17 protein-coding genes are annotated in these 19,263 nt (G+C 67.2%); 11 read left to right on the plus strand and 6 right to left on the minus strand.

Features of this window, described 5'->3' with window-relative positions:
• Positions 1 to 56: 56 nt before the first annotated feature.
• Entirely contained in the window at positions 57 to 1,526 is a 1,470-nt protein-coding gene (locus AC1RLU_RS25765) for a mannitol dehydrogenase family protein (protein WP_492798913.1), read from the minus strand.
• Positions 1,523 to 2,926, minus strand: a complete 1,404-nt coding sequence (gene uxaC / locus AC1RLU_RS25770; RefSeq protein WP_492798914.1) for a glucuronate isomerase — start codon at positions 2,924 to 2,926, stop codon at positions 1,523 to 1,525. The genes AC1RLU_RS25765 and uxaC overlap by 4 nt, the downstream gene beginning before the upstream one ends.
• A 177-nt stretch (positions 2,927 to 3,103) precedes the next feature.
• Between uxaC and AC1RLU_RS25775 the strand changes: the two genes are divergently transcribed.
• From AC1RLU_RS25775 to AC1RLU_RS25785, 3 genes are read left to right on the plus strand one after another with little or no spacing between them, the layout of a single operon-like run.
• Positions 3,104 to 4,594, plus strand: a complete 1,491-nt coding sequence (locus AC1RLU_RS25775) for an ABC transporter substrate-binding protein (protein ID WP_492798915.1) — start codon at positions 3,104 to 3,106, stop codon at positions 4,592 to 4,594.
• A gap of 25 nt (positions 4,595 to 4,619) precedes the next feature.
• Entirely contained in the window at positions 4,620 to 5,564 is a 945-nt protein-coding gene (locus AC1RLU_RS25780) for an ABC transporter permease (protein ID WP_492798916.1), read from the plus strand.
• Entirely contained in the window at positions 5,561 to 6,421 is an 861-nt protein-coding gene (locus AC1RLU_RS25785; protein ID WP_492798917.1) for an ABC transporter permease, read from the plus strand. Before AC1RLU_RS25780 ends, AC1RLU_RS25785 begins: the two co-directional genes overlap by 4 nt.
• A gap of 5 nt (positions 6,422 to 6,426) precedes the next feature.
• Here AC1RLU_RS25785 and AC1RLU_RS25790 read toward each other — a convergent pair whose 3' ends face one another.
• Both AC1RLU_RS25790 and AC1RLU_RS25795 read right to left on the minus strand, forming a co-directional pair.
• Positions 6,427 to 6,987: a DUF4337 domain-containing protein gene (locus AC1RLU_RS25790; protein WP_492798918.1), complete on the minus strand. Its 561-nt coding sequence runs from the start codon at positions 6,985 to 6,987 to the stop codon at positions 6,427 to 6,429.
• Positions 6,988 to 7,051: 64 nt separating this feature from the next.
• A complete protein-coding gene (locus AC1RLU_RS25795; RefSeq protein ID WP_492798919.1) occupies positions 7,052 to 7,978 on the minus strand; it encodes a tyrosine recombinase XerC in 927 nt (308 codons plus the stop codon).
• A gap of 59 nt (positions 7,979 to 8,037) precedes the next feature.
• Between AC1RLU_RS25795 and AC1RLU_RS25800 the strand changes: the two genes are divergently transcribed.
• The 6 genes from AC1RLU_RS25800 (at position 8,038) to AC1RLU_RS25825 (ending at position 15,672) form a co-directional block, all read left to right on the plus strand.
• A complete protein-coding gene (locus tag AC1RLU_RS25800; RefSeq protein ID WP_492798920.1) occupies positions 8,038 to 10,221 on the plus strand; it encodes a primosomal protein N' in 2,184 nt (727 codons plus the stop codon).
• A gap of 208 nt (positions 10,222 to 10,429) precedes the next feature.
• On the plus strand, positions 10,430 to 10,999 hold the full coding sequence (locus AC1RLU_RS25805; RefSeq protein WP_061971394.1) for a F0F1 ATP synthase subunit delta: 570 nt from the start codon (positions 10,430 to 10,432) through the stop codon (positions 10,997 to 10,999).
• Positions 10,999 to 12,531, plus strand: a complete 1,533-nt coding sequence (gene atpA, locus AC1RLU_RS25810; RefSeq protein WP_091860014.1) for a F0F1 ATP synthase subunit alpha — start codon at positions 10,999 to 11,001, stop codon at positions 12,529 to 12,531. The genes AC1RLU_RS25805 and atpA overlap by 1 nt, the downstream gene beginning before the upstream one ends.
• A 163-nt stretch (positions 12,532 to 12,694) precedes the next feature.
• Complete coding sequence (locus AC1RLU_RS25815) at positions 12,695 to 13,564, plus strand: F0F1 ATP synthase subunit gamma (protein ID WP_113584506.1); 870 nt, start codon at positions 12,695 to 12,697, stop codon at positions 13,562 to 13,564.
• A gap of 75 nt (positions 13,565 to 13,639) precedes the next feature.
• The gene (gene atpD, locus AC1RLU_RS25820) at positions 13,640 to 15,127 is read left to right on the plus strand and encodes a F0F1 ATP synthase subunit beta (protein ID WP_061971399.1); all 1,488 of its coding nucleotides are present in this window, start codon (positions 13,640 to 13,642) and stop codon (positions 15,125 to 15,127) included.
• A 131-nt stretch (positions 15,128 to 15,258) separates the two neighbouring features.
• Positions 15,259 to 15,672, plus strand: a complete 414-nt coding sequence (locus tag AC1RLU_RS25825; RefSeq protein WP_061971400.1) for a F0F1 ATP synthase subunit epsilon — start codon at positions 15,259 to 15,261, stop codon at positions 15,670 to 15,672.
• A gap of 187 nt (positions 15,673 to 15,859) precedes the next feature.
• Here AC1RLU_RS25825 and AC1RLU_RS25830 read toward each other — a convergent pair whose 3' ends face one another.
• Both AC1RLU_RS25830 and AC1RLU_RS25835 read right to left on the minus strand, forming a co-directional pair.
• Complete coding sequence (locus AC1RLU_RS25830; protein ID WP_492798921.1) at positions 15,860 to 16,360, minus strand: RNA pyrophosphohydrolase; 501 nt, start codon at positions 16,358 to 16,360, stop codon at positions 15,860 to 15,862.
• Positions 16,361 to 16,406: 46 nt separating this feature from the next.
• Positions 16,407 to 16,712: an ArsR/SmtB family transcription factor gene (locus tag AC1RLU_RS25835; protein ID WP_492798922.1), complete on the minus strand. Its 306-nt coding sequence runs from the start codon at positions 16,710 to 16,712 to the stop codon at positions 16,407 to 16,409.
• A 93-nt stretch (positions 16,713 to 16,805) separates the two neighbouring features.
• Here AC1RLU_RS25835 and AC1RLU_RS25840 point away from each other — a divergent pair, with 93 nt between their 5' ends.
• Positions 16,806 to 17,906, plus strand: coding sequence for an NADH:flavin oxidoreductase/NADH oxidase (locus AC1RLU_RS25840; RefSeq protein WP_492798923.1), 1,101 nt, complete (start codon positions 16,806 to 16,808; stop codon positions 17,904 to 17,906).
• A gap of 256 nt (positions 17,907 to 18,162) precedes the next feature.
• Entirely contained in the window at positions 18,163 to 19,224 is a 1,062-nt protein-coding gene (locus AC1RLU_RS25845) for an ABC transporter substrate-binding protein (RefSeq protein ID WP_492798924.1), read from the plus strand.
• Positions 19,225 to 19,263: the final 39 nt, after the last annotated feature.

Consider the following 19,263-nt stretch of genomic DNA (forward strand, 5'->3'; position numbering starts at 1 on the left):
TTGTCACGAGATTCTCGGGTCGAAGCTGGGCTTCGCCCGAGAATGACGCTGAGGGCTTAGCCCAAGCTCGCTGCCGTCGCCTTCGCGCCTTTGTCGAGGAGCGAGGCGAGGTGCGCGGTGACCGGCTTAGTGAAGCGCTCGTTGCCCGGCAGGTCGGTTCCGAAGATCGCCTCGATGCCGGTGAGCGCCTCGACCAGCGCTTTCGGATCACGCCCGGCAGTTTCCGTGTGGCGCTTGAGCTCCGCAACAAGCGGATCGCGCACGTCGATGGCGCCGCCCTTTTCGTCGGTGCCGGTGACGTAGCGCATCCAGGCGGCGACGCCGAGCGCGAGATGTTCAATTCCGGCGCCGGCCTTCAGCCGCTCGCGGATCGTGCCGAGCAGGCGCTGTGGCAGCTTCTGCGAGCCGTCCATGGCGATCTGCCAGGTCCGGTGGCGGATCGCCGGGTTCTGGAAGCGGACAAGCAGGGCCTTGGCGTAGTCCGCGAGCACGACGCCCTGCGGCGCCGGCACGGTCGGGATGATCTCGGCCCAGAGGCTTTCGAGGAAGCGAGCGAGAACGGGGTCGCTGCTGGCTTCGGCCACCGTCTCATGGCCGGCGAGATAGCCGAGATAGGCGAGCGAGGAATGCGCGCCGTTGAGCATCCTGAGCTTCATGAACTCGAAGGGCGCGACCTCGGAGACCATCTGCGCGCCCACCTCATGCCAGTCCGGGCGGCCAGCGGCGAAGACATCCTCGATCGCCCATTGCCGGAAGGGCTCGCCGATGACGGGGGCGGCGTCCTCGGCGCCAATCAGCCTGGCGACTTCGGCGAGGTCGGCCTCGGTCGTCGCCGGCACGATGCGGTCGACCATCGTCGCGGGGAAGGCGCCGTTGGCCTCGACCCAGGCAGCGAGCTTGTCGTCGGTGAGCGCTGCGAAGTCGCGGACGAGGCCGCGCAGGACATGGCCGTTGGAGGGAAGATTGTCGCAGCATAGCGCGGTGAACGGGCCAAGCCCCGCATCGCGGCGCGCCTTAAGCCCGGCGACGAGGATGCCGACGGCCGAGCGCGGCGCTTGGCGGTTGGCGAGGTCGTGGACGATGTTGGGATGATCGGCCTTGAGCTTGCCGGTCGCCGGGTCGTGGCAATAGCCCTTCTCGGTGACGGTGAGCGAGACGATGCGGGTCTCGGGCGCAGCCAGCTTTGCGATGAGGGCCGAAGGGCTTTCGGGCGCGACGAGCACATCGAGCACCGAGCCGATGACGCGCAATTCCGGCCCGGCCGGGGCGAGCTTGAGCAGCGTATAAAGCCCGTCCTGCGGCTTCAGCCGGTCGCGCTGGTCGGGGCGCTGGAGGCTGGCGCCGACGATGCCCCAGGCGCCGAAGCGCTTCTCCAGCGCGTCCTCGGTATATTCGGCGAGGTGGCCGCGGGCGAAGGCGCCGAGGCCGAGATGGACGATGCCGGGCTTGAGGGCCGAGCGGTCATAGGACGGGCGGCGGACCGAAGCCGGCAGGCCGGCGAGAGCGGAAGCGGAGAGGCGGGTCACAGCTTGTAGGCCTCCTTGGCGAGGCGATAGGCGAGGTCATGGGCGACCTCAGCCGCCTCGTCCTCTTCGAGCCGGTGCTCGGCGACGAGCTTGGCGAGATAGGCGCAGTCGACGCGGCGCGCGACGTCGTGCCGGGCGGGGATCGAGAGATAGGCGCGGGTGTCGTCGTTGAAGCCGACGGTGTTGTAGAATCCGGCCGTCTCGGTGGTGAGTTCGCGGAAGCGCAGCATCGCTTCCGGCGCGTCCAGGAACCACCAGCCCGGTCCGAGCCGCAGCGCCGGATAATGCCCGGCGAGCGGGGCGAGTTCGCGCGAATAGGCGGTCTCGTCTAGCGTGAAGGCGATGACCGTGAGATTGGGCTCGTTGCCGACGGCGTCGAGCAGCGGCTTCAGTGCCTCGACATAGTTGGTCTGCGTCGGAATGTCGGAGCCCATGTCGCGGCCGAAATGCTCGAACAGGGCCGCGTTGTGGTTGCGGTGCGAGCCGGGATGGATCTGGAGCACGAGCCCGTCGTCGAGGCTCATCTTCGCCATCTCGGTCAGCATCTGACCGCGGAAGAGATCGGCATCCTTGGCCGAGACCTTGCCCTTCAGGATCTTGGCGTAGAGCTTCTCGGCATCCGCGTCCGAGAGATTGGCCGTGCGGGCGGTGGCGTGGCCGTGGTCGGAGGAGGTGGCGCCGCGCTCCTTGAAATAGGCGCGCCGCTTGCGATGGGCGGCGAGATAGCCGGTCCAGGTGCCGATATCCTCACCGGTCAATTCGCCGAGCCTGTCGAGATTATCCGAAAAGCCTTCGAATTCCGGATCAACGACGCTGTCGGGCCGGTAGGCGGTGACGACCTTGCCGCCCCAGCCGGATTCGCGGACCATGTCGTGCCAGCGGAGATCGTCGAGCGCGCCTTCGGTCGTGCTGATCGCCTCGATATTGAAGCGCTCGAACAAGGCGCGCGGGCGCAGCTCCGGCTCTTCCAGCTTCGCGGCGATCCTGTCGTAGATCTTGTCGGCATTCTCCGGCGTCAGGCGCTCGTTGATGCCGAAGACGGTCGAGGCTGCGTGCTCGAACCAGAGCCGCGTCGGCGTGCCCCGGAACAGGTGCCAGTGATCGGCGAAGAGCTGCCAGATCTTGCGCGGATCGGTCTCGACCTCGCCACCGTCCTTTCTGTTGATGCCAAGCTGTTCGAGGCGCACGCCCTGCGAGTAGAGCATGCGGAAGATATAATGATCCGGCTTGACGAAGAGGGTCGCCGGATCGGGAAAGGCATTATCCTCGGCATACCAGCGCGGATCGGTATGGCCATGCGGCGAGATGATCGGCAGGTCGCGGACCGTGGCGAAGAGCCGGCGCGCGATGCCGCGGGTTACCGGATCGGCGGGAAAGAGGCGATCGTCGTGCAGCAGCATGGGCATCTCCATCGGTCGCCCCGATCTCTAGAACCGGCGGCAGCGGGGGTCAATCGCCTGGTATACTAGTGCGCCAGATGACGGCCCCTACCTGTCGGGGATTGCTTCGGAACCAGACTTGCGCTTCCCGTATGTCCCGCGCCATCCTCGCGCCGCAACGGTACCGGAGCGATGGATATGACGACGCGGCGTGAACTCCTGGCAGGGGCGGGACTGGCAGCGCTGGCGGCGCAGCTTCCCGTCGTCGCGCTGGCGCAGGCAAAGGACAGCGTGACCATCGCCCAGACGCTGGAGCCGCCGACACTGGATCCGACATCCGGTGCCGCGCAGGCGATCCGCGAGGTGACGCTGCAGAACATCTTTGAAGGGCTAGTCAAGATCGACCGGACCGGCAAGCTCCAGCCCTGCCTCGCCGAGAGCTGGCAGATCGCCGACGACAACGTCACCTATCGCTTCAAGCTGCGGCAGGGCGCGAAGTTCCACGACGATACGCCCTTCACCGCCGAGCAGGTGAAGTTCTCGTTCGAGCGCGCGGTGGCACCGGATTCCACCAACGCCCAGCGCCAGCTCTTCACGCCCATCGCCGAGATCACCACGCCGGACCCGGCGACCGTGGTGATCAAGCTGAAGCAACCGACCGCGAATTTCCTCTTCGGCCTGGCCTGGGGCGATGCGGTGATCGTGGCGCCGGCCACGGCCGCCAACAACAAGACCAATCCGGTCGGCACCGGCCCGTTCAAATTCGTGCGCTGGAACCGCGGCGACCGGCTCGAACTCGCCCGCAACGATGGCTATTGGGGCGAGAAGCCGGCGCTGGCCAAGGCGATTTTCCGCTTCATGTCGGACCCGCAGGCGCAGGTCGCGGCGCTCCGGGCCGGCGATGTCGACGCCCATACCAATCTCTCGGCGCCGGAGGCCGTGCCGCAGCTCAAGGCCGATGCCAAGCTCAAGGTCACGATCGGCGGCACCGAGGGCGAGACGGTGCTCGCCACCAATAACGCCAAGCCGCCCTTCGACAATCTCAAGGTGAGACAGGCGATCGCTCATGCGCTCGACCGCAAGACCATCGCGCTCGGCGTCTACGGCTTCGACGTCAACCTGATCGGCAGCCATTTCTCGCCGCTGCACCCGGCCTATGTCGACCTGACCGGCACATACCCTTACGACCCCGCCAAGGCCAAGGCTCTGCTCAAGGAGGCCGGCTTCCCGAATGGCTTCAGCTGCACGCTGAAGCTGCCGCCGCCATCCTATGCCCGTCGTTCCGGCGAGATCGTCGCGGCGCTGCTTTCGCAGATCGGGATCAACGCGGCGATCGAGCCGCTCGAATTCCCGCAATGGCTGGAGCGCGTCTTCCGCAACAAGGATTACGATCTCAGCATCATCGCCCATACCGAGCCGCTCGACATCGATATCTATGCGCGGGACGACTACTACTTCCAGTACAAGGACCCGGACTTCAAGGCGCTGATCGCCAAGATCGCCGTGACCCTGCCGGAGGCCGAGCGCAACGAGCTCTACAAGCAGGCGCAGCGCAAGCTGGCTCAGGACGCGGTCAACGGCTTCCTGTTCATCCTGCCCAAGATCACCGTGGCGAACGCCGCGCTGGAGGGGATGTGGACCGACTGGCCGCTGCCGGTGACGCCGCTGGCGGAATTGCGCTGGCGGTGAGTCTGCCGGCAGGCGGCAGGGCGTCATGATCGGCTATATCCTGCGCCGGCTCGTCGCGCTGGTGCTGACCCTGCTCGCGGCAGCGCTGGTGATCTTCGTCGTGCTCGAAATCCTGCCAGGCGATCCGGCAGCGGTGACGCTCGGCCTCAATGCCGCGCCCGAGGCGCTGACCGCGCTTCGGGCCGAGATGGGGCTCGACAAGCCGGCGGCGCTGCGCTTCTTCATCTGGCTCGGCGGGCTCGTCACCGGCGATCTCGGGCAGAGCTATACCTATCGCGTGCCAGTGCTGCAGCTCATCACCGAGCGCATGGCGGTGACCTTACCGCTTGCGCTGATGGCGATCGCACTGGCCACCGCGATCGGCATTCCGCTCGGCATGCTCGCGGCCTCGCGCCATGGCCGGCTGGCCGATGCAGGCGTCATGGCCTTCGCGCAGGCCGGGCTCGCCATCCCGAATTTCTGGTTCGGCCTGCTGCTGGTCCTCGTCTTCGCGGTCGGGCTCGGCTGGCTGCCGGCCGGCGGCTTTCCGGGCTGGCAAGCGGGGATAGGCGTCTCGCTGAAGGCGCTCTTGATGCCGGCGCTGGCGCTGGCCCTGCCGCAGGCCGCGATCATCGCGCGGGTGACGCGCTCCTCGATGCTCGATACGCTGCAGGAGGATTTCGTTCGCACCGCCCGCGCCAAGGGGTTGAGCGAGGGCACGACGATGCGCCGGCATGCGCTGCGCAACGCGCTGATCCCGGTCGTCACCATCCTCGGCCTTCAGTTCTCCGTGCTGATCGCAGGCGCCATCATCATCGAGAACGTCTTCGCCCTGCCGGGGCTGGGGCGGCTCGTCTTCCAGGCCATCGCCCAGCACGATCTCATCGTGGTCAAGGACCTCGTCATGCTCTTCGCGGGTCTGGCGATCGTGATCAATTTCGCGGTCGAACTGCTCTACGGGCTGATCGACCCGCGCCTGAGGCAATCATGAGCGCGGTTCAGGACAAGGCGCCGGGCGGCAAGCGGCACTGGTGGCTCGCACCCTCCTTCGTGATCGGCGCTGTGCTGGCCATGCTCGTCGTCGCGGCGGCTCTCGTTTCCTATGTCTGGACGCCCTATCAGCCGACGCAGATGATGATCCTGAACCGGCTGAAGGGCCCGTCGGCCGTGAACTGGTTCGGCACCGACCAGTTCGGCCGTGATGTCTTCTCGATGATCATGGTCGGTGCGCGCAATTCGCTCGCGGTCGGGCTCGGCGCGGTCGGCATCGGCATGGTCGTCGGGACGGCGCTGGGGCTCGCGGCCTCGGTCCGGCGCGACGGCATTCTCGACCATGCGATCATGCGCACGGCCGATTTCACCCATGCCTTCCCGGCCGTGCTGACCGCGATCATGATGACCGCGATCGCAGGGCCGGGCATGCTCAACGCGGTCGTCGCCATCGCCGTGCTGAACCTGCCCTATTTTGCCCGGCTCGCGCGCGGCGCGGCCCTGCAGGTCTGGGCGCAGGACTTCATCCAGGCGGCGCGGGCGGCTGGGCTCAATAACCGGCAGATCACGCTACGCCATGTCCTGCCCAATATCGCCGGCATCCTGGTGGTGCAGGCGACGATCCAGTTTGCGCTCGCGGTGCTGGCCGAGGCCGGCCTGTCCTATCTCGGGCTCGGCATGCAACCGCCGAACCCGTCCTGGGGGCGGATGCTCAACGAGGCGCAGACCTTCATGGCGGCGCAGCCCTGGCTTGCGATCTTCCCGGGTGCCGCGATTGCGCTGACCGTGCTCGGCTTCAACCTGCTCGGCGATGGCCTGCGCGACGCGGTCGATCCACGCCTGCGGCGCAGCCGGTAACGTTCTCAGAACAGCGCGGTCGGAGCGAACTGGGCCAGCGCCATCAGCGCGATGCCGGTGAGGCCGAGCAGGCCACCGGTCGCGGCGAGGAGGCCGACGCCGGTGATGATCGCGGCGGACGAGATGACGATCGCGATCTGGATCAGGCCTGACGCGATGTCGAACTTGTCGTCGCGGGCGGCGGCGATGTCGCGCTGCGCCTCGGCCGCCTTGGCACGGGCGGCGAGCTCCTTGCGGCCCTCCTGGGTCTCGGGTTCGGAATCGTAGCGCGCGACGGTCTGCTTCCAGCTCTCGATGCGCTTCGTCAGGCGCTGCCGGGCGGCCTCGTCGGTGACGCCGGCAAGCTCGACCTCCAGCGCCTCGGTCGCGGTGCGCACGGTGGTGCCGCGGATCGTCTTGGCCTGGAAGAAGGCCCAGAGATTGGAGGCCTCGATATTCTTGGCGACGGCCTCCTGCTCGGCATTCTTGCCGCCGATCTCGGAGAAGGCGAGCGTCAGCGCGAGCAGCGCGATCAGAAGGGCGATGCGCTTGTTGCCGCCCTCGGGCGTTTCGACGGAACCGGACACGAATCACCTCGCAGGCCACCACTGGCGGGCGGTGTTTAAGGCTTTCCGTTTGGGCAGCAAGATGTCAGCGGCTGGCCCGTGGATGGGCGGCGTCATAGGCGGCCATCAGGCGGGCCGAATCGATGCGGGTGTAGATCTGCGTCGTCGAGAGCGAGGCGTGACCGAGCAGTTCCTGGATGGCGCGGAGATCGCCGCCCCGGCCGAGCAGATGCGTCGCGAAGGAGTGCCGCAGGGAGTGTGGCGTGGCCGAGGAGGGCAGGCCGAGCGCGCCGCGCAAGCCCTCGACTGCGAGCTGGATGATGCGCGGCGAAAGCGGGCCGCCCTTGGCACCGACGAAGAGCGGCCCTTCCGGCGGCAGCCGCCAGGGACAGAGCTTCAGGTACTCCGCGATCGCCGCGATCACGACGGGCAGCACCGGTACCATCCGCGTCTTGCTGCCCTTGCCGATGACGGTCAGCGTATCGCCGGCCTGCTGTGGGGCCTGGGTGCGGGCGAGCGAGAGCGCCTCCGAGATGCGCAACCCGCTGCCATAGAGCAGGCCGAGCACGGCGGCGTCGCGGGCGAGGATCCACTGTTCGCGCTCTTCGCCGGCGCGGGTATCGGCCTGGGTGACGGCGCGGGCGGCCGAGGGCTCGAGCGGGCGCGGCAGCGACTTGCCGAGGCGCGGGCCGCGCGTCGCCGCGAAGGCGGCGGCGGTGAGCTTGCCGTTCCGCTCGCCGAAGCGGGCGAAGGAGCGCAAGGCCGCGAGCTGACGCATCAGGGTGCGGTTGCCGACGCCGTCGCGCCGGCGCTGGCCGAGGAAGGCGCGCAGGTCGACGGGCTTGAGCGCGGCGATGTCGGAAAGCGAGGGCGCGCCGTCGAGATGCTCGGTGAGGAAAGCATGGAACTGGCCGAGGTCGCGGGCATAGGCCTCCAGCGTCTTCGGCGAAAGGCGCCGCTCGGCCGAGAGGTGCGAAAGCCAGTCACGCCGGAAGGAGTCGAAATCGGTCATCGCGGCAGCATGACGCTCCTGCCTTAACAGCAGCCGAATCGGTGTTAGACACTGGCGCGATGGATGAGACGGCGGACATGATCGAAGGCGGCACGGTCGACGTGCTGATCCCGCTCGGGCTCGACCAGGCCTATAGCTATGCCGTGCCGGCCGGGCTCGTACTGAAGCCCGGCGATGTCGTGCAGGTGCCGCTTGGCCCACGCGAGACGGTCGGCGTCGTCTGGGATGTCGGTTCCGGGCGCGGCGGCAATCTCAAGAAGGTCACCGGCAAATACGATATGCCGCCGCTCGACCCGGCGCTGCGCAAGCTCGTCGACTGGGTGGCCTGGTACACGCTGGCGCCGAAGGGGTCCGTGCTGGCCCTGGCCCTGCGCCGGCAGCCTGACGATACGCCGGAACGGCCGAAGCTTGGTGTCCGACTTGCCGGAGCGCCGCCCGGCCGCATGACCCCTGCGCGGGCGCGGGCCATCGCAGCGGCCGAGGGTGGTCTGCTGATTGCGAAGTCGGCGCTGGCGGAAGCGGCTTCAGTCAGCGCGGCGGTGATCGATTCCCTCGTCGATGCCGGCACCTTCATCGTCGAGCCCCTGCCGCGAGAAGCGATCGCGGCCTTGCCCGATCCCGACCATGCCGCACCGGAACTCTCGGAAGGGCAGGCGGAGGTGGCGCAGGCGCTGGTCAAGTCGGTGCAGGCGAAGGTCTTCGGTGTCTCGTTGCTCGAAGGGGTCACCGGCTCCGGCAAGACCGAGGTCTATTTCGAGGCGGTGGCGGAGGCGATCCGGCTCGGCCGCCAGAGCCTGATCCTGATGCCGGAGATTGCGCTGACGGCGCAGTTCATCGACCGCTTCGAGGCCCGCTTCGGTGTCAGGCCCGGCCTGTGGCACTCGGCGGTGACGGGCCGCAAGCGCGAGCGCCTGCAGGCGGCGATCGCATCGGGCGAAGCCAAGGTCGTGGCCGGTGCGCGCTCGGCGCTTTTCCTGCCCTATAGCGATCTCGGCCTCATCGTCGTCGATGAGGAGCATGAGAGCGCCTACAAGCAGGAGGACGGCGTCTCCTATCATGCGCGCGACATGGCGGTGGTGCGGGGCCGGATCGAGAATGCGCCGGTTGTGCTCGCTTCCGCGACGCCCTCGCTGGAGACCCGCGTCAATGCCGAGCGCGGGCGCTACGCCCATCTCAGGCTGCCCGAGCGTTTCGGCGGGCGCGAATTGCCTGTTCTCGGCCTCGTCGACCTGCGCCGCGACAAGCCGGAGCGGGGGCGCTGGCTGTCGGGGGCGCTGGTCAAGGCGGTCGAGGCCAATCTGGAGGCCAAGGAGCAATCCCTGCTCTTCCTGAACCGGCGCGGCTATGCGCCGCTGACGCTGTGCAGGGATTGCGGCCACCGCTTCCAGTGCCCGAACTGCTCGGCCTGGCTGGTCGACCATCGTTTTCGGCGGGCGCTGGTCTGCCATCATTGCGGCCATGTCGAGCGCCGGCCGCATGAATGCCCGGCCTGCCACAAGCCCGAGAGCCTCGTCGCCTGCGGGCCGGGCGTCGAGCGGCTGGCCGAGGAGGTCGCGACGCTTTTTCCACAGGCGCGTTCGATCGTACTCTCCAGCGATTTTCCGGGCGGGACCGAGCGGCTGAAGACGGAGCTGATGGCTGTGGCGGAAGGCGAATTCGACATCGTCATCGGCACCCAGCTCGTCGCCAAGGGCCATAATTTCCCGGGAATGACGCTGGTCGGTGTGATCGACGCCGATCTCGGCCTCACATCCGGCGATCCACGCGCGGCGGAGCGAACCTTCCAGGCCTTGCGACAGGTCACCGGGCGCGCAGGGCGGGGCGAGAAACCCGGCCGCGCCCTGCTTCAGACGCATGACCCGGAGCATCCTGTGCTCAAGGCGCTGATCTCGGGCGATCCGGAGCGGTTTTATGCCGCAGAGGAGGCATCGCGGGAGGCGGCGGGCCTGCCGCCTTTCGGGCGATTGGCGGCGCTGATCGTCTCCGCCAACAACCAGGCCGAGGCCGAAAGCCATGCGCGGGCGCTGGCGCGCTGCGCCGAGGCCAATGACGGAATCATGGTGCTGGGGCCGGCGGAAGCGCCTTTGGCAGTGCTGCGCGGGCGCCATCGCATGCGCCTGATCGTCAAGACGGCGCGCGAGATCAACCTGCAGGATTACCTGCGCGCCTGGCTGAAACGGGCGCCCCGGCCCAAGGGCTCGGTCCGGGTCGCGGTGGACGTCGACCCGCAAAGCTTCCTTTGAAGAGCTGAAAGGCGCGGCAAAATCGCCGCTTGTGACGGCCAATCAGCGATTGCGCGGCCCGGAACCGCATGCTAGTGCACCGCCACATTTCGGTCGCGAAGTCGTCTTGCCGACTTCGGGCCTATGATACTCGCAGTGTCGGGAGCATACACTCCACCTTCGTCAGGAAGGTCGCCGGTGTGGTCCCTTGAAACGAGAGACGGGAAGCGTGGCTGAAGGCGGATCGCAGGGGACATTGGTGTCGGGCGTAGCTCAACGCTATGCCACCGCTCTGTTCGAGTTGGCTCAGGAGGCAGGCGCGATCGACGCCGTCGCGGCCGCTCTGGATAGCTTCAACGGTCTGCTCGCCGAGAGCGAGGACCTCCGTCGCCTGATCGAGAGCCCGGCCTTCACCGCCGAGGAGCAGGTCGCGGCGATCAAGGCCGTGCTCGAGAAGGCCGGCATCACCGGCATCGCCGCCAATTTCATCGGCCTCGTCGCCAGCAAGCGCCGCCTCTTCGCGCTGCCGGGCATGATCGCCGGCTACAAGCGTCTGGTCGCCGAGGCCAAGGGCATCGTCTCCGCCGAGGTGACGGTCGCCGAGCAGCCCACGGCCAAGCGCGTCGACGAGATCCGCGCGGCGCTGAAGGGCGTCGCCGGCAAGGATGTCGACGTCTCGATCAAGATCGACCCGGCCCTGATCGGCGGGCTCATCGTCAAGATGGGCTCCCGCATGGTCGACGCCTCGCTGAAAACCAAGCTCAATTCAATTCGTCTTGCCATGAAAGAGGTCGGCTGATGGACATCCGCCCCGCTGAAATCTCCGCCATCCTGAAGGCTCAGATCTCGAATTTCGGCTCGGAAGCTTCGGTCACCGAAGTCGGCCAGGTTCTCTCCGTCGGCGACGGCATCGCCCGCGTCTACGGCCTCGACAAGGTCCAGGCCGGTGAGATGGTCGAGTTCGAGTCCGGCGTGCGCGGCATGGCGCTCAACCTCGAGAGCGACAATGTCGGCGTCGTGATCTTCGGTTCCGACCGCGAGATCAAGGAAGGCCAGACCGTCAAGCGCACCGGCGCCATCGTCGACGTTCCCGTCGGCAAGGAGCTGCTCGGCCGCGTCGTCGACGCTCTCGGCAACCCGATCGACGGCAAGGGCCCGATCAAGTCCAAGACCCGCGCCCGCGTCGACGTCAAGGCGCCCGGCATCATCCCGCGCAAGTCGGTGCATGAGCCGATGGCGACCGGCCTCAAGGCGGTCGACGCCCTGATCCCGATCGGCCGTGGCCAGCGCGAGCTGATCATCGGCGACCGCCAGACCGGCAAGACCGCCCTGGCGCTCGACACGATCCTGAACCAGAAGCCCCTCAACGTCGAAGGCGCTCCGGAGAGCCAGAAGCTCTACTGCGTCTACGTCGCCGTCGGCCAGAAGCGCTCGACCGTCGCCCAGCTCGTGAAGGTGCTCGAGGAGCGCGGCGCGATGGAGTATTCCATCGTCGTGGCGGCCACCGCCTCGGACGCCGCCCCGATGCAGTTCCTGGCGCCCTTCGCCGGCTGCGCCATGGGCGAGTTCTTCCGCGACAACGGCATGCATGCCGTCATTATCTATGACGACCTCTCCAAGCAGGCCGTCGCCTACCGCCAGATGTCGCTGCTGCTGCGCCGCCCGCCGGGCCGCGAGGCCTATCCGGGCGACGTGTTCTATCTCCACTCCCGCCTGCTCGAGCGCGCGGCGAAGATGGGTGAGGCCGCCGGCCTCGGCTCGCTGACGGCGCTGCCGGTCATCGAGACCCAGGCGAACGACGTCTCGGCCTATATCCCGACCAACGTGATCTCGATCACCGACGGCCAGATCTTCCTGGAGACGGACCTGTTCTACCAGGGCATCCGCCCGGCCGTGAACGTCGGTCTCTCGGTGTCGCGCGTCGGTTCGTCGGCGCAGACCAAGGCGACCAAGAAGGTCGCCGGCAAGATCAAGGGCGAGCTCGCCCAGTATCGCGAGATGGCCGCCTTCGCCCAGTTCGGCTCGGACCTCGACGCGGTCACGCAGCGCCTGCTCAACCGCGGCGCCCGCCTGACCGAGCTCCTGAAGCAGCCGCAGTTCTCGCCGCTGAAGATGGAAGAGCAGGTCGTCGTGATCTATGCCGGCGTGAACGGCTATCTCGACGCGCTTCCGGTCAACAAGGTCCGCGCCTTCGAGGACGGCCTGCTCTCGCTGGTCCGCGGCAAGCATGCCGACATGCTCAACGAGATCGGCACGTCGAAGGACCTGTCGGACGCCAACGCCGCCAAGCTCAAGGACATCGTGACGGGGTTCGCGAAGTCCTTCGCCTGAGGACGGGCTTCCCGTCATGGTCGGCCTCGTGCCGGCCATTCACGCCTTGCGGCCGATCGAGCAAGGCGGGCGGGAGTGAGGACATGGATGCTCGGGACAAGCCCGGGCATGACGGAATGAGACGTAGATGGTCAGTTCGACCATGACGGGGTGAGAGCGCCACATGCCTTCTTTGAAGGACCTTAGAAACCGCATCGCTTCGGTGAAGTCGACGCAGAAGATCACCAAGGCCATGCAGATGGTCGCGGCTGCCAAGCTGCGCCGCGCGCAGTCGGCCGCCGAGGCTGCGCGCCCCTATGCCGAGCGCATGGAGACGGTGCTGTCGAATCTCGCGTCCGGCGTCTCCGGTTCGAGCGCGCCGCGCCTGATCGCCGGCACGGGCTCCGACAAGGTGCATCTGCTGCTGGTTCTGACCGCCGAGCGCGGCCTGTGCGGCGCCTTCAACTCCTCGATCGCGCGTCTCGCTCGCGACAAGGCGCTGGCGCTGAAGGCCGAGGGCAAGACGGTCAAGATCATCTGCGTCGGCAAGAAGGGCTACGACATCCTGCGCCGCCAGTTCGCGGCCGAGATCATCGAGTTCATCGACCTGCGCGAGTTCAAGCAGGTCGGCTTCGCCAATGCGGAGGCGATCGCCCAGAACGTGCTGGCGCGTTTCGGCAATGGCGAATTCGACGTCGCGACGCTGTTCTTCTCGCGCTTCCGCTCGGTGATCGCCCAGATCCCGACGGCGCAGCGCATCATCCCGGCCGAGATCCCGGAAGGGACGAAGCAGACCGACGCGGTCTACGATTACGAGCCGGACGAGGGCGAGATCCTCGAGGCGCTGCTGCCGCGCAACCTCACCGTCCAGATCCTGCGCGGGCTGCTCGAGAACGCCGCCTCCGAACAGGGCGCGCGCATGTCGGCGATGGATTCCGCCACGCGCAACGCCGGCGAGATGATCAAGAAGCAGACGCAGATCTACAACCGCTCGCGCCAGGCGATGATCACCAAGGAACTGATCGAGATCATCTCCGGCGCGGAAGCGCTATAACCGCCTAATCTTTCGTCGGCGGAGCGATCCGCCGACAGCCGCAACATCCGAATGCGCTAGTCCCGAGGTTCCACCATGGCCAAAGCCGCTACCAAGACCACCAAGACGAAGACCGCCGAGAAGCCCGCCAATACCGGCACCGGCCGCGTTACCCAGGTCATCGGCGCGGTCGTCGACGTGCAGTTCGACGGCGCCCTGCCGGAGATCCTGAACGCGCTCGAGACCGACAACCTCGGCAACCGCCTAGTCCTCGAGGTCGCCCAGCATCTCGGCGAGAACACCGTCCGTACCATCGCGATGGACGCCACCGAAGGTCTGGTCCGCGGCCAGTCCGTCACCGACACCGGCGCGCCGATCGCGGTTCCGGTCGGCGACGAGACGCTCGGCCGCATCATGAACGTCATCGGCGAGCCGGTCGACGAGGCCGGCCCGATCCTGACCACGGCCCGCCGCGGCATCCACCAGCCGGCCCCGAGCTATGCCGAGCAGGCGACGGACGCCCAGATCCTCGTCACCGGCATCAAGGTCGTCGACCTGCTGGCGCCCTACGCCAAGGGCGGCAAGGTCGGCCTGTTCGGCGGCGCCGGCGTCGGCAAGACCGTGCTGATCATGGAGCTGATCAACAACGTCGCGAAGGCCCATGGCGGCTACTCCGTGTTCGCCGGGGTCGGCGAGCGCACCCGTGAGGGCAACGATCTCTATCACGAGATGATCGAGTCCAACGTCAACAAGAACCCCAAGGAGAACAACGGTTCGACAGCTGGCTCCAAGTGCGCTCTCGTTTACGGCCAGATGAACGAGCCCCCGGGCGCCCGCATGCGCGTCGCTCTCGCCGGCCTGACCATCGCCGAGGACTTCCGCGACAAGGGCCAGGACGTGCTGTTCTTCGTCGACAACATCTTCCGCTTCACGCAGGCCGGTTCGGAAGTGTCCGCGCTGCTCGGCCGCATTCCCTCGGCGGTGGGCTATCAGCCGACGCTCGCCACCGACATGGGCAACCTGCAGGAGCGCATCACCACCACCAACAAGGGCTCGATCACCTCGGTGCAGGCGATCTACGTCCCGGCCGACGACTTGACCGACCCTGCGCCCGCGACCTCGTTCGCCCACCTGGACGCCCGTACCGTGCTGTCGCGTTCGATCGCGGAAAAGGGCATCTACCCGGCGGTCGACCCGCTCGACTCGACCTCGCGCATGCTCTCGGCCGACATCGTCGGCGAGGAGCACTACGCTGTCGCGACCGCTGTCCAGCAGACGCTGCAGCGCTACAAGTCGCTGCAGGACATCATCGCGATCCTGGGCATGGACGAGCTCTCCGAAGACGACAAGATGACGGTGGCGCGCGCCCGCAAGATCGAGCGCTTCATGTCGCAGCCCTTCTTCGTCGCGGAGGTCTTCACCGGCTCGCCCGGCAAGCTCGTTCCGCTCGAGGACACCATCAAGGGCTTCAAGGGCCTGATCGAGGGCAAGTACGACCACCTGCCGGAAGCGGCCTTCTACATGGTCGGCTCGATCGAGGAAGCCGTCGAAAAGGCACAGCGCCTGGCCGCCGAGGCCGCGTAAGCCTCTCGCGACCGGCGTTTCCGGGCGGCTGCTGCTGCCCGGAACCATGCCGGGCATAGGTTGTTGACAGATCTGGCAAGCCCCGGGCCCGGTATCCGCGGCCGGGGTGAGGTCGGAGGAAAAGACAGGCGATGGCCACCTTCAAGTTCGAACTCGTCTCGCCAGAGCGCATCCTGTTCTCGGGTGAGGTCGTCAGTGTCATCGTCCCGTCGACCGAGGGCGAGATGACCGTGCTTGCCGGGCACGCGCCGCTGGTGGCGACGCTCAAGGCCGGCATCGTCTTCGTCCAGACGACGGACCAGAACGGCAAGGAATTCTTCGTCAATGGCGGCCTCGCCGAGGTCAACCAGGAAACGATGACCATCCTGGCCGAGCAGGGCAAGTTCCTCGAGGATGTCGATAGCGCCGTGCTCGACGCCGAGATCCTGACCGCCGAGACCCGCCTTGCCGGTTCGCACAACGACGATGAGAAGAAGCGCCTGCGGGAGGCGCTGGTGCAGTTGCGCGAATTCAAGCACGTCTTCGAGCAGCGCAAGGCGGCGTGATCCGCTCTTCAGTTCTGGAATTCGGAAGGGCCGCGCAAGCGGCCCTTTTTCGTTGGCGAAATGCTCGCGGTCCTGCTGGGGCTTGACCGGAGCACTCCGGGCGACGAGGCGCTCTATTTTGCCTGAGATTCTCGGGTCTGCGTTTCGCTCCGCCCGAGAATGGACGCGCATTCTACGCGGAGGCGTCCTAGGCTCCAGCCGCCGCGAAGCCCGCAAACGCCTGCGCCACCTTCTCGTAGACCGGCCGCTTGAACGGCACGACCAGTCCGGGCATCTCGGCGAGCGGGCGCCAGCGCCATTCGCTGAATTCCGGCGGCTCGTCGCCATTGGGCTTGCCGATGTCGAACGTGCTCTCGCTGCCGGTGAAGCGGAAGGCGACCCAGCGCTGGCGCTGGCCGCGGAAGGCCACGAGCTTGTGCCAGGGGCCGCCATAGGGCGGGAAGTCGTAGCTCCACCACTCCTCGGTCACCGCGAGCAGCTCGGCCTGCGTGACGCCGGTCTCCTCCTCTAGCTCGCGACGGGCAGCGGCGACGATGTCCTCGTCGGGATCGATGCCGCCCTGCGGCATCTGCCAGTCGAAGCCGGGCAGGACGATCTCGGGGCCGGCGCTGTGCGAGCGGCCGGCGAAGACGAGGCCCTGCGCATTGAACAGGGCGATGCCGACATTGGGACGGTAGGGGAGGTTCATGGCGCGAGCATAGGGCGAGGCCAGGCGAAGCGAAACCGGTTGCGGATCAACCACCCGGCTTGGGCACGACGCAAGCGAGCAGGCCGGGGAAGCGCTGCTCGATATCGTCGCGACGCAGGGCGTTCATCCGGCTCACGCCCTTGTTGCGGGTGCGGATCAGGCCGGCCTCGCGCAGGACGCGGAAATGATGCGAGACGCTGGATTTAGGCCGGTCGCCCTCCAGAGCCTGGCAGCTCTGCTCACCTTCCACTGCCAGCCGGCGCACGACTTCGAGCCGAAACGGATCGCTCAAGGCATGGAAGACGTCTTCGAGCGCGATCTCTTCGGAGGCGGGCAGGCGGGCGTGTCGCATGGCCGGCAGCCTATCACAGGGTTTTGAACTTGCCAAAGTTCGAAAAATATCGAACTATCGAAACATAGAAACCCACCTGCGTGGAGCCGCATCATGCCTGGCCTGTTCGATCCCTTCAGCCTGAAGGACGTCACCCTCCGCAACCGCATCATCGCCTCGCCGATGTGCCAGTACATGGCTGAGGACGGCGTCGCCAACGAATGGCACCGGGCGCATCTCGCCGGGCTGGCACGTGGTGGTACCGGCCTCGTGGTGATCGAGGCGACCGGCGTCTCGCCGGAAGGCCGGATCACGCCTGGCTGCCTCGGCCTGTGGAATGACGGGCAGGCGGAGGCGCTGGCGCCGATCGTCGCGGAGATGCGCAAGACCGGTGCGGTCGCCGGCATCCAGATCGGCCATGCCGGGCGCAAGGCCAGCGCCAACCTGCCCTGGGAAGGCGACGACCATATCCCGGCCAATGACGCGCGCGGCTGGGAGACGATCGCGCCCTCGGCGGTCGCACAGGGCGGCGGGCTGCCACGTGTGCCCCGCGCGATGACCACGGCCGATATCGAGCGCGTACGCAGCGATTTCGTCGCCGCAGCCGAGCGGGCCCGCGACATCGGCATCCAGTGGCTGAAGCTGCATTTCGCCCATGGCTATCTCGCGCAGAGCTTCCTCTCGACCCATGCCAACAAGCGCGAGGACGCCTATGGCGGCAGCTTCGAGAATCGCAGCCGTTTCCTGATCGAGACGCTGGCCGCCGTGCGCAAGGTCTGGCCGGAGAACCGGCCGCTCTCCGTCCGGCTCGGCGTGATCGAATATGACGGGCGCGACGAAGAGACGCTCGCTGAGGCGATCGAGCTGGTGAAACGCCTGAAGGGCGAAGGGCTCGATTTCATCGATGTCAGCGTCGGCTTCTCGACCAATGAAGCGAAGATTCCGTGGGGGCCGGCCTTCCTGGCACCCGTCGCCGAGCGGGTGCGGCGCGAGACCGGCCTGCCCGCCTCGACGAGCTGGTACATCAGCAAGCCCGAGCAGGCCGACGCGCTGGTGCGCGAGGGCAAGGTCGACCTAGTGACGCTGGGCCGGCCGCTGCTGGCCGATCCGCATTGGCCTTATGCGGCGGCGCAGGCGCTCGGCGTCGAGAACCCGGCTTGGGCGACCCTGCCGCCGCCCTACGCGCATTGGCTGGCGCGCTATCGCGCCGCCTGAGGCGTTTCATTCGAAGCGAGATGCGATGAGAGAGGGGCCTTGCGGCTCCTCTTTTCATGTGTGGTGCGGCGTTGCTCGCTCGACGCGCGGGAGACGCTCGCCTCCGCGGTGATAAATGCGGCCCGGGACCACCGATAATGCGTTTTTGCCAGGGAACTTCTTCGGTGTTGACGCCATTTCAACATCTTATGATGTCAACAAGACTGGACGCACGGATATGCCGTGCCCCAACCAGCATGGCGCCCGGAGGCCAGACATGCCGATCGCTTCGCCCTCTCGCTCCCCTGTCCTGTGCCGGCGCGGTTTTGGGCAGCTGGCGGTCGGGGCCGTGGCGGCCTGCTTCGCCGGAGGCCGACTGGCCCATGCGCAGGGTAACACCGCTATCCGCTTCGCGCTGGACCGCCGGTTCGATGCGCTGACGGCGCCGTTCCTGGCGGCACAGGACAAGGGCTATTTCGGCACCGAAGGGCTCGATGTCGTGATCGAGCCGGGCAATGGCGCACGCGCCATGCTGCAGCGCCTGGCCACCGGCACGCAGGATGCAGGCTTCGGCGATATCAACGCGCTGATCCGCTTCCGCGACGAGAACCCGAGCGCTGATCTCAAGGCGGTGATGATCATCCATGATCGGCCGGGCTACGCCGTGATCGGCCGCAAGAGCCGGGGGATCACGACCGCCCCGACGAGCCTCGAAGGCCGCAAGCTCGGCACGGCCAGCATCGATGCCAGCTTCGCGCAATGGCCGATCTTCAAGAGCCTCAACAAAATCGACGACAGCAAGATCCGGGTCGAGACCATCGGCCTGCCGGTGCGTGAGCCGATGCTGGCTTCCGGTGAGATCGATGCCCTCTTCGCCTTCGGTCCCTCGACCGCCGTCTCGTTGAAGGCGCGCGGCGTGCCCGGCGATGATATCGTGCTGATGGACATGGCCGATCACGGCCTGCTGCTCTACGGCAGTGCGGTGATCGTTTCCGGCAAGTTCGCCGCGGCCAAGCCGGATGCCGTGCGCGGGCTCGTGCGTGCCGTCATGCGCGGCGTCCGCGATACCGTGGTCAATCCCGGCGCTGGCGCGCAATCCGTCCTGCGCCGCAACGAGAGCGCCCAGGCCGACGTGGAGCGCGACAAGCTCGCCGCCGTGATCGAGCGCAACATCCTGACCCCGTATGTCCGCGCGCATGGTCTGGGCGGGATCGACCTCGAGCGCTGGGCACAGGCGCTGGACCAGCTCGTCCTGGCGGGGAGCTTCCGTGACAAGGCGCGGGCAGGCGATGCGTTTACCGACGCCTATCTGCCTCCTGCCGGCGAACGCATGTTCTGAGCGCATCATTACGCTGGGAGATGGTACGCAAGACGCGGG

It is taken from the genome of Allobosea sp. GW822-FHT05A11 (assembly GCF_058800455.1).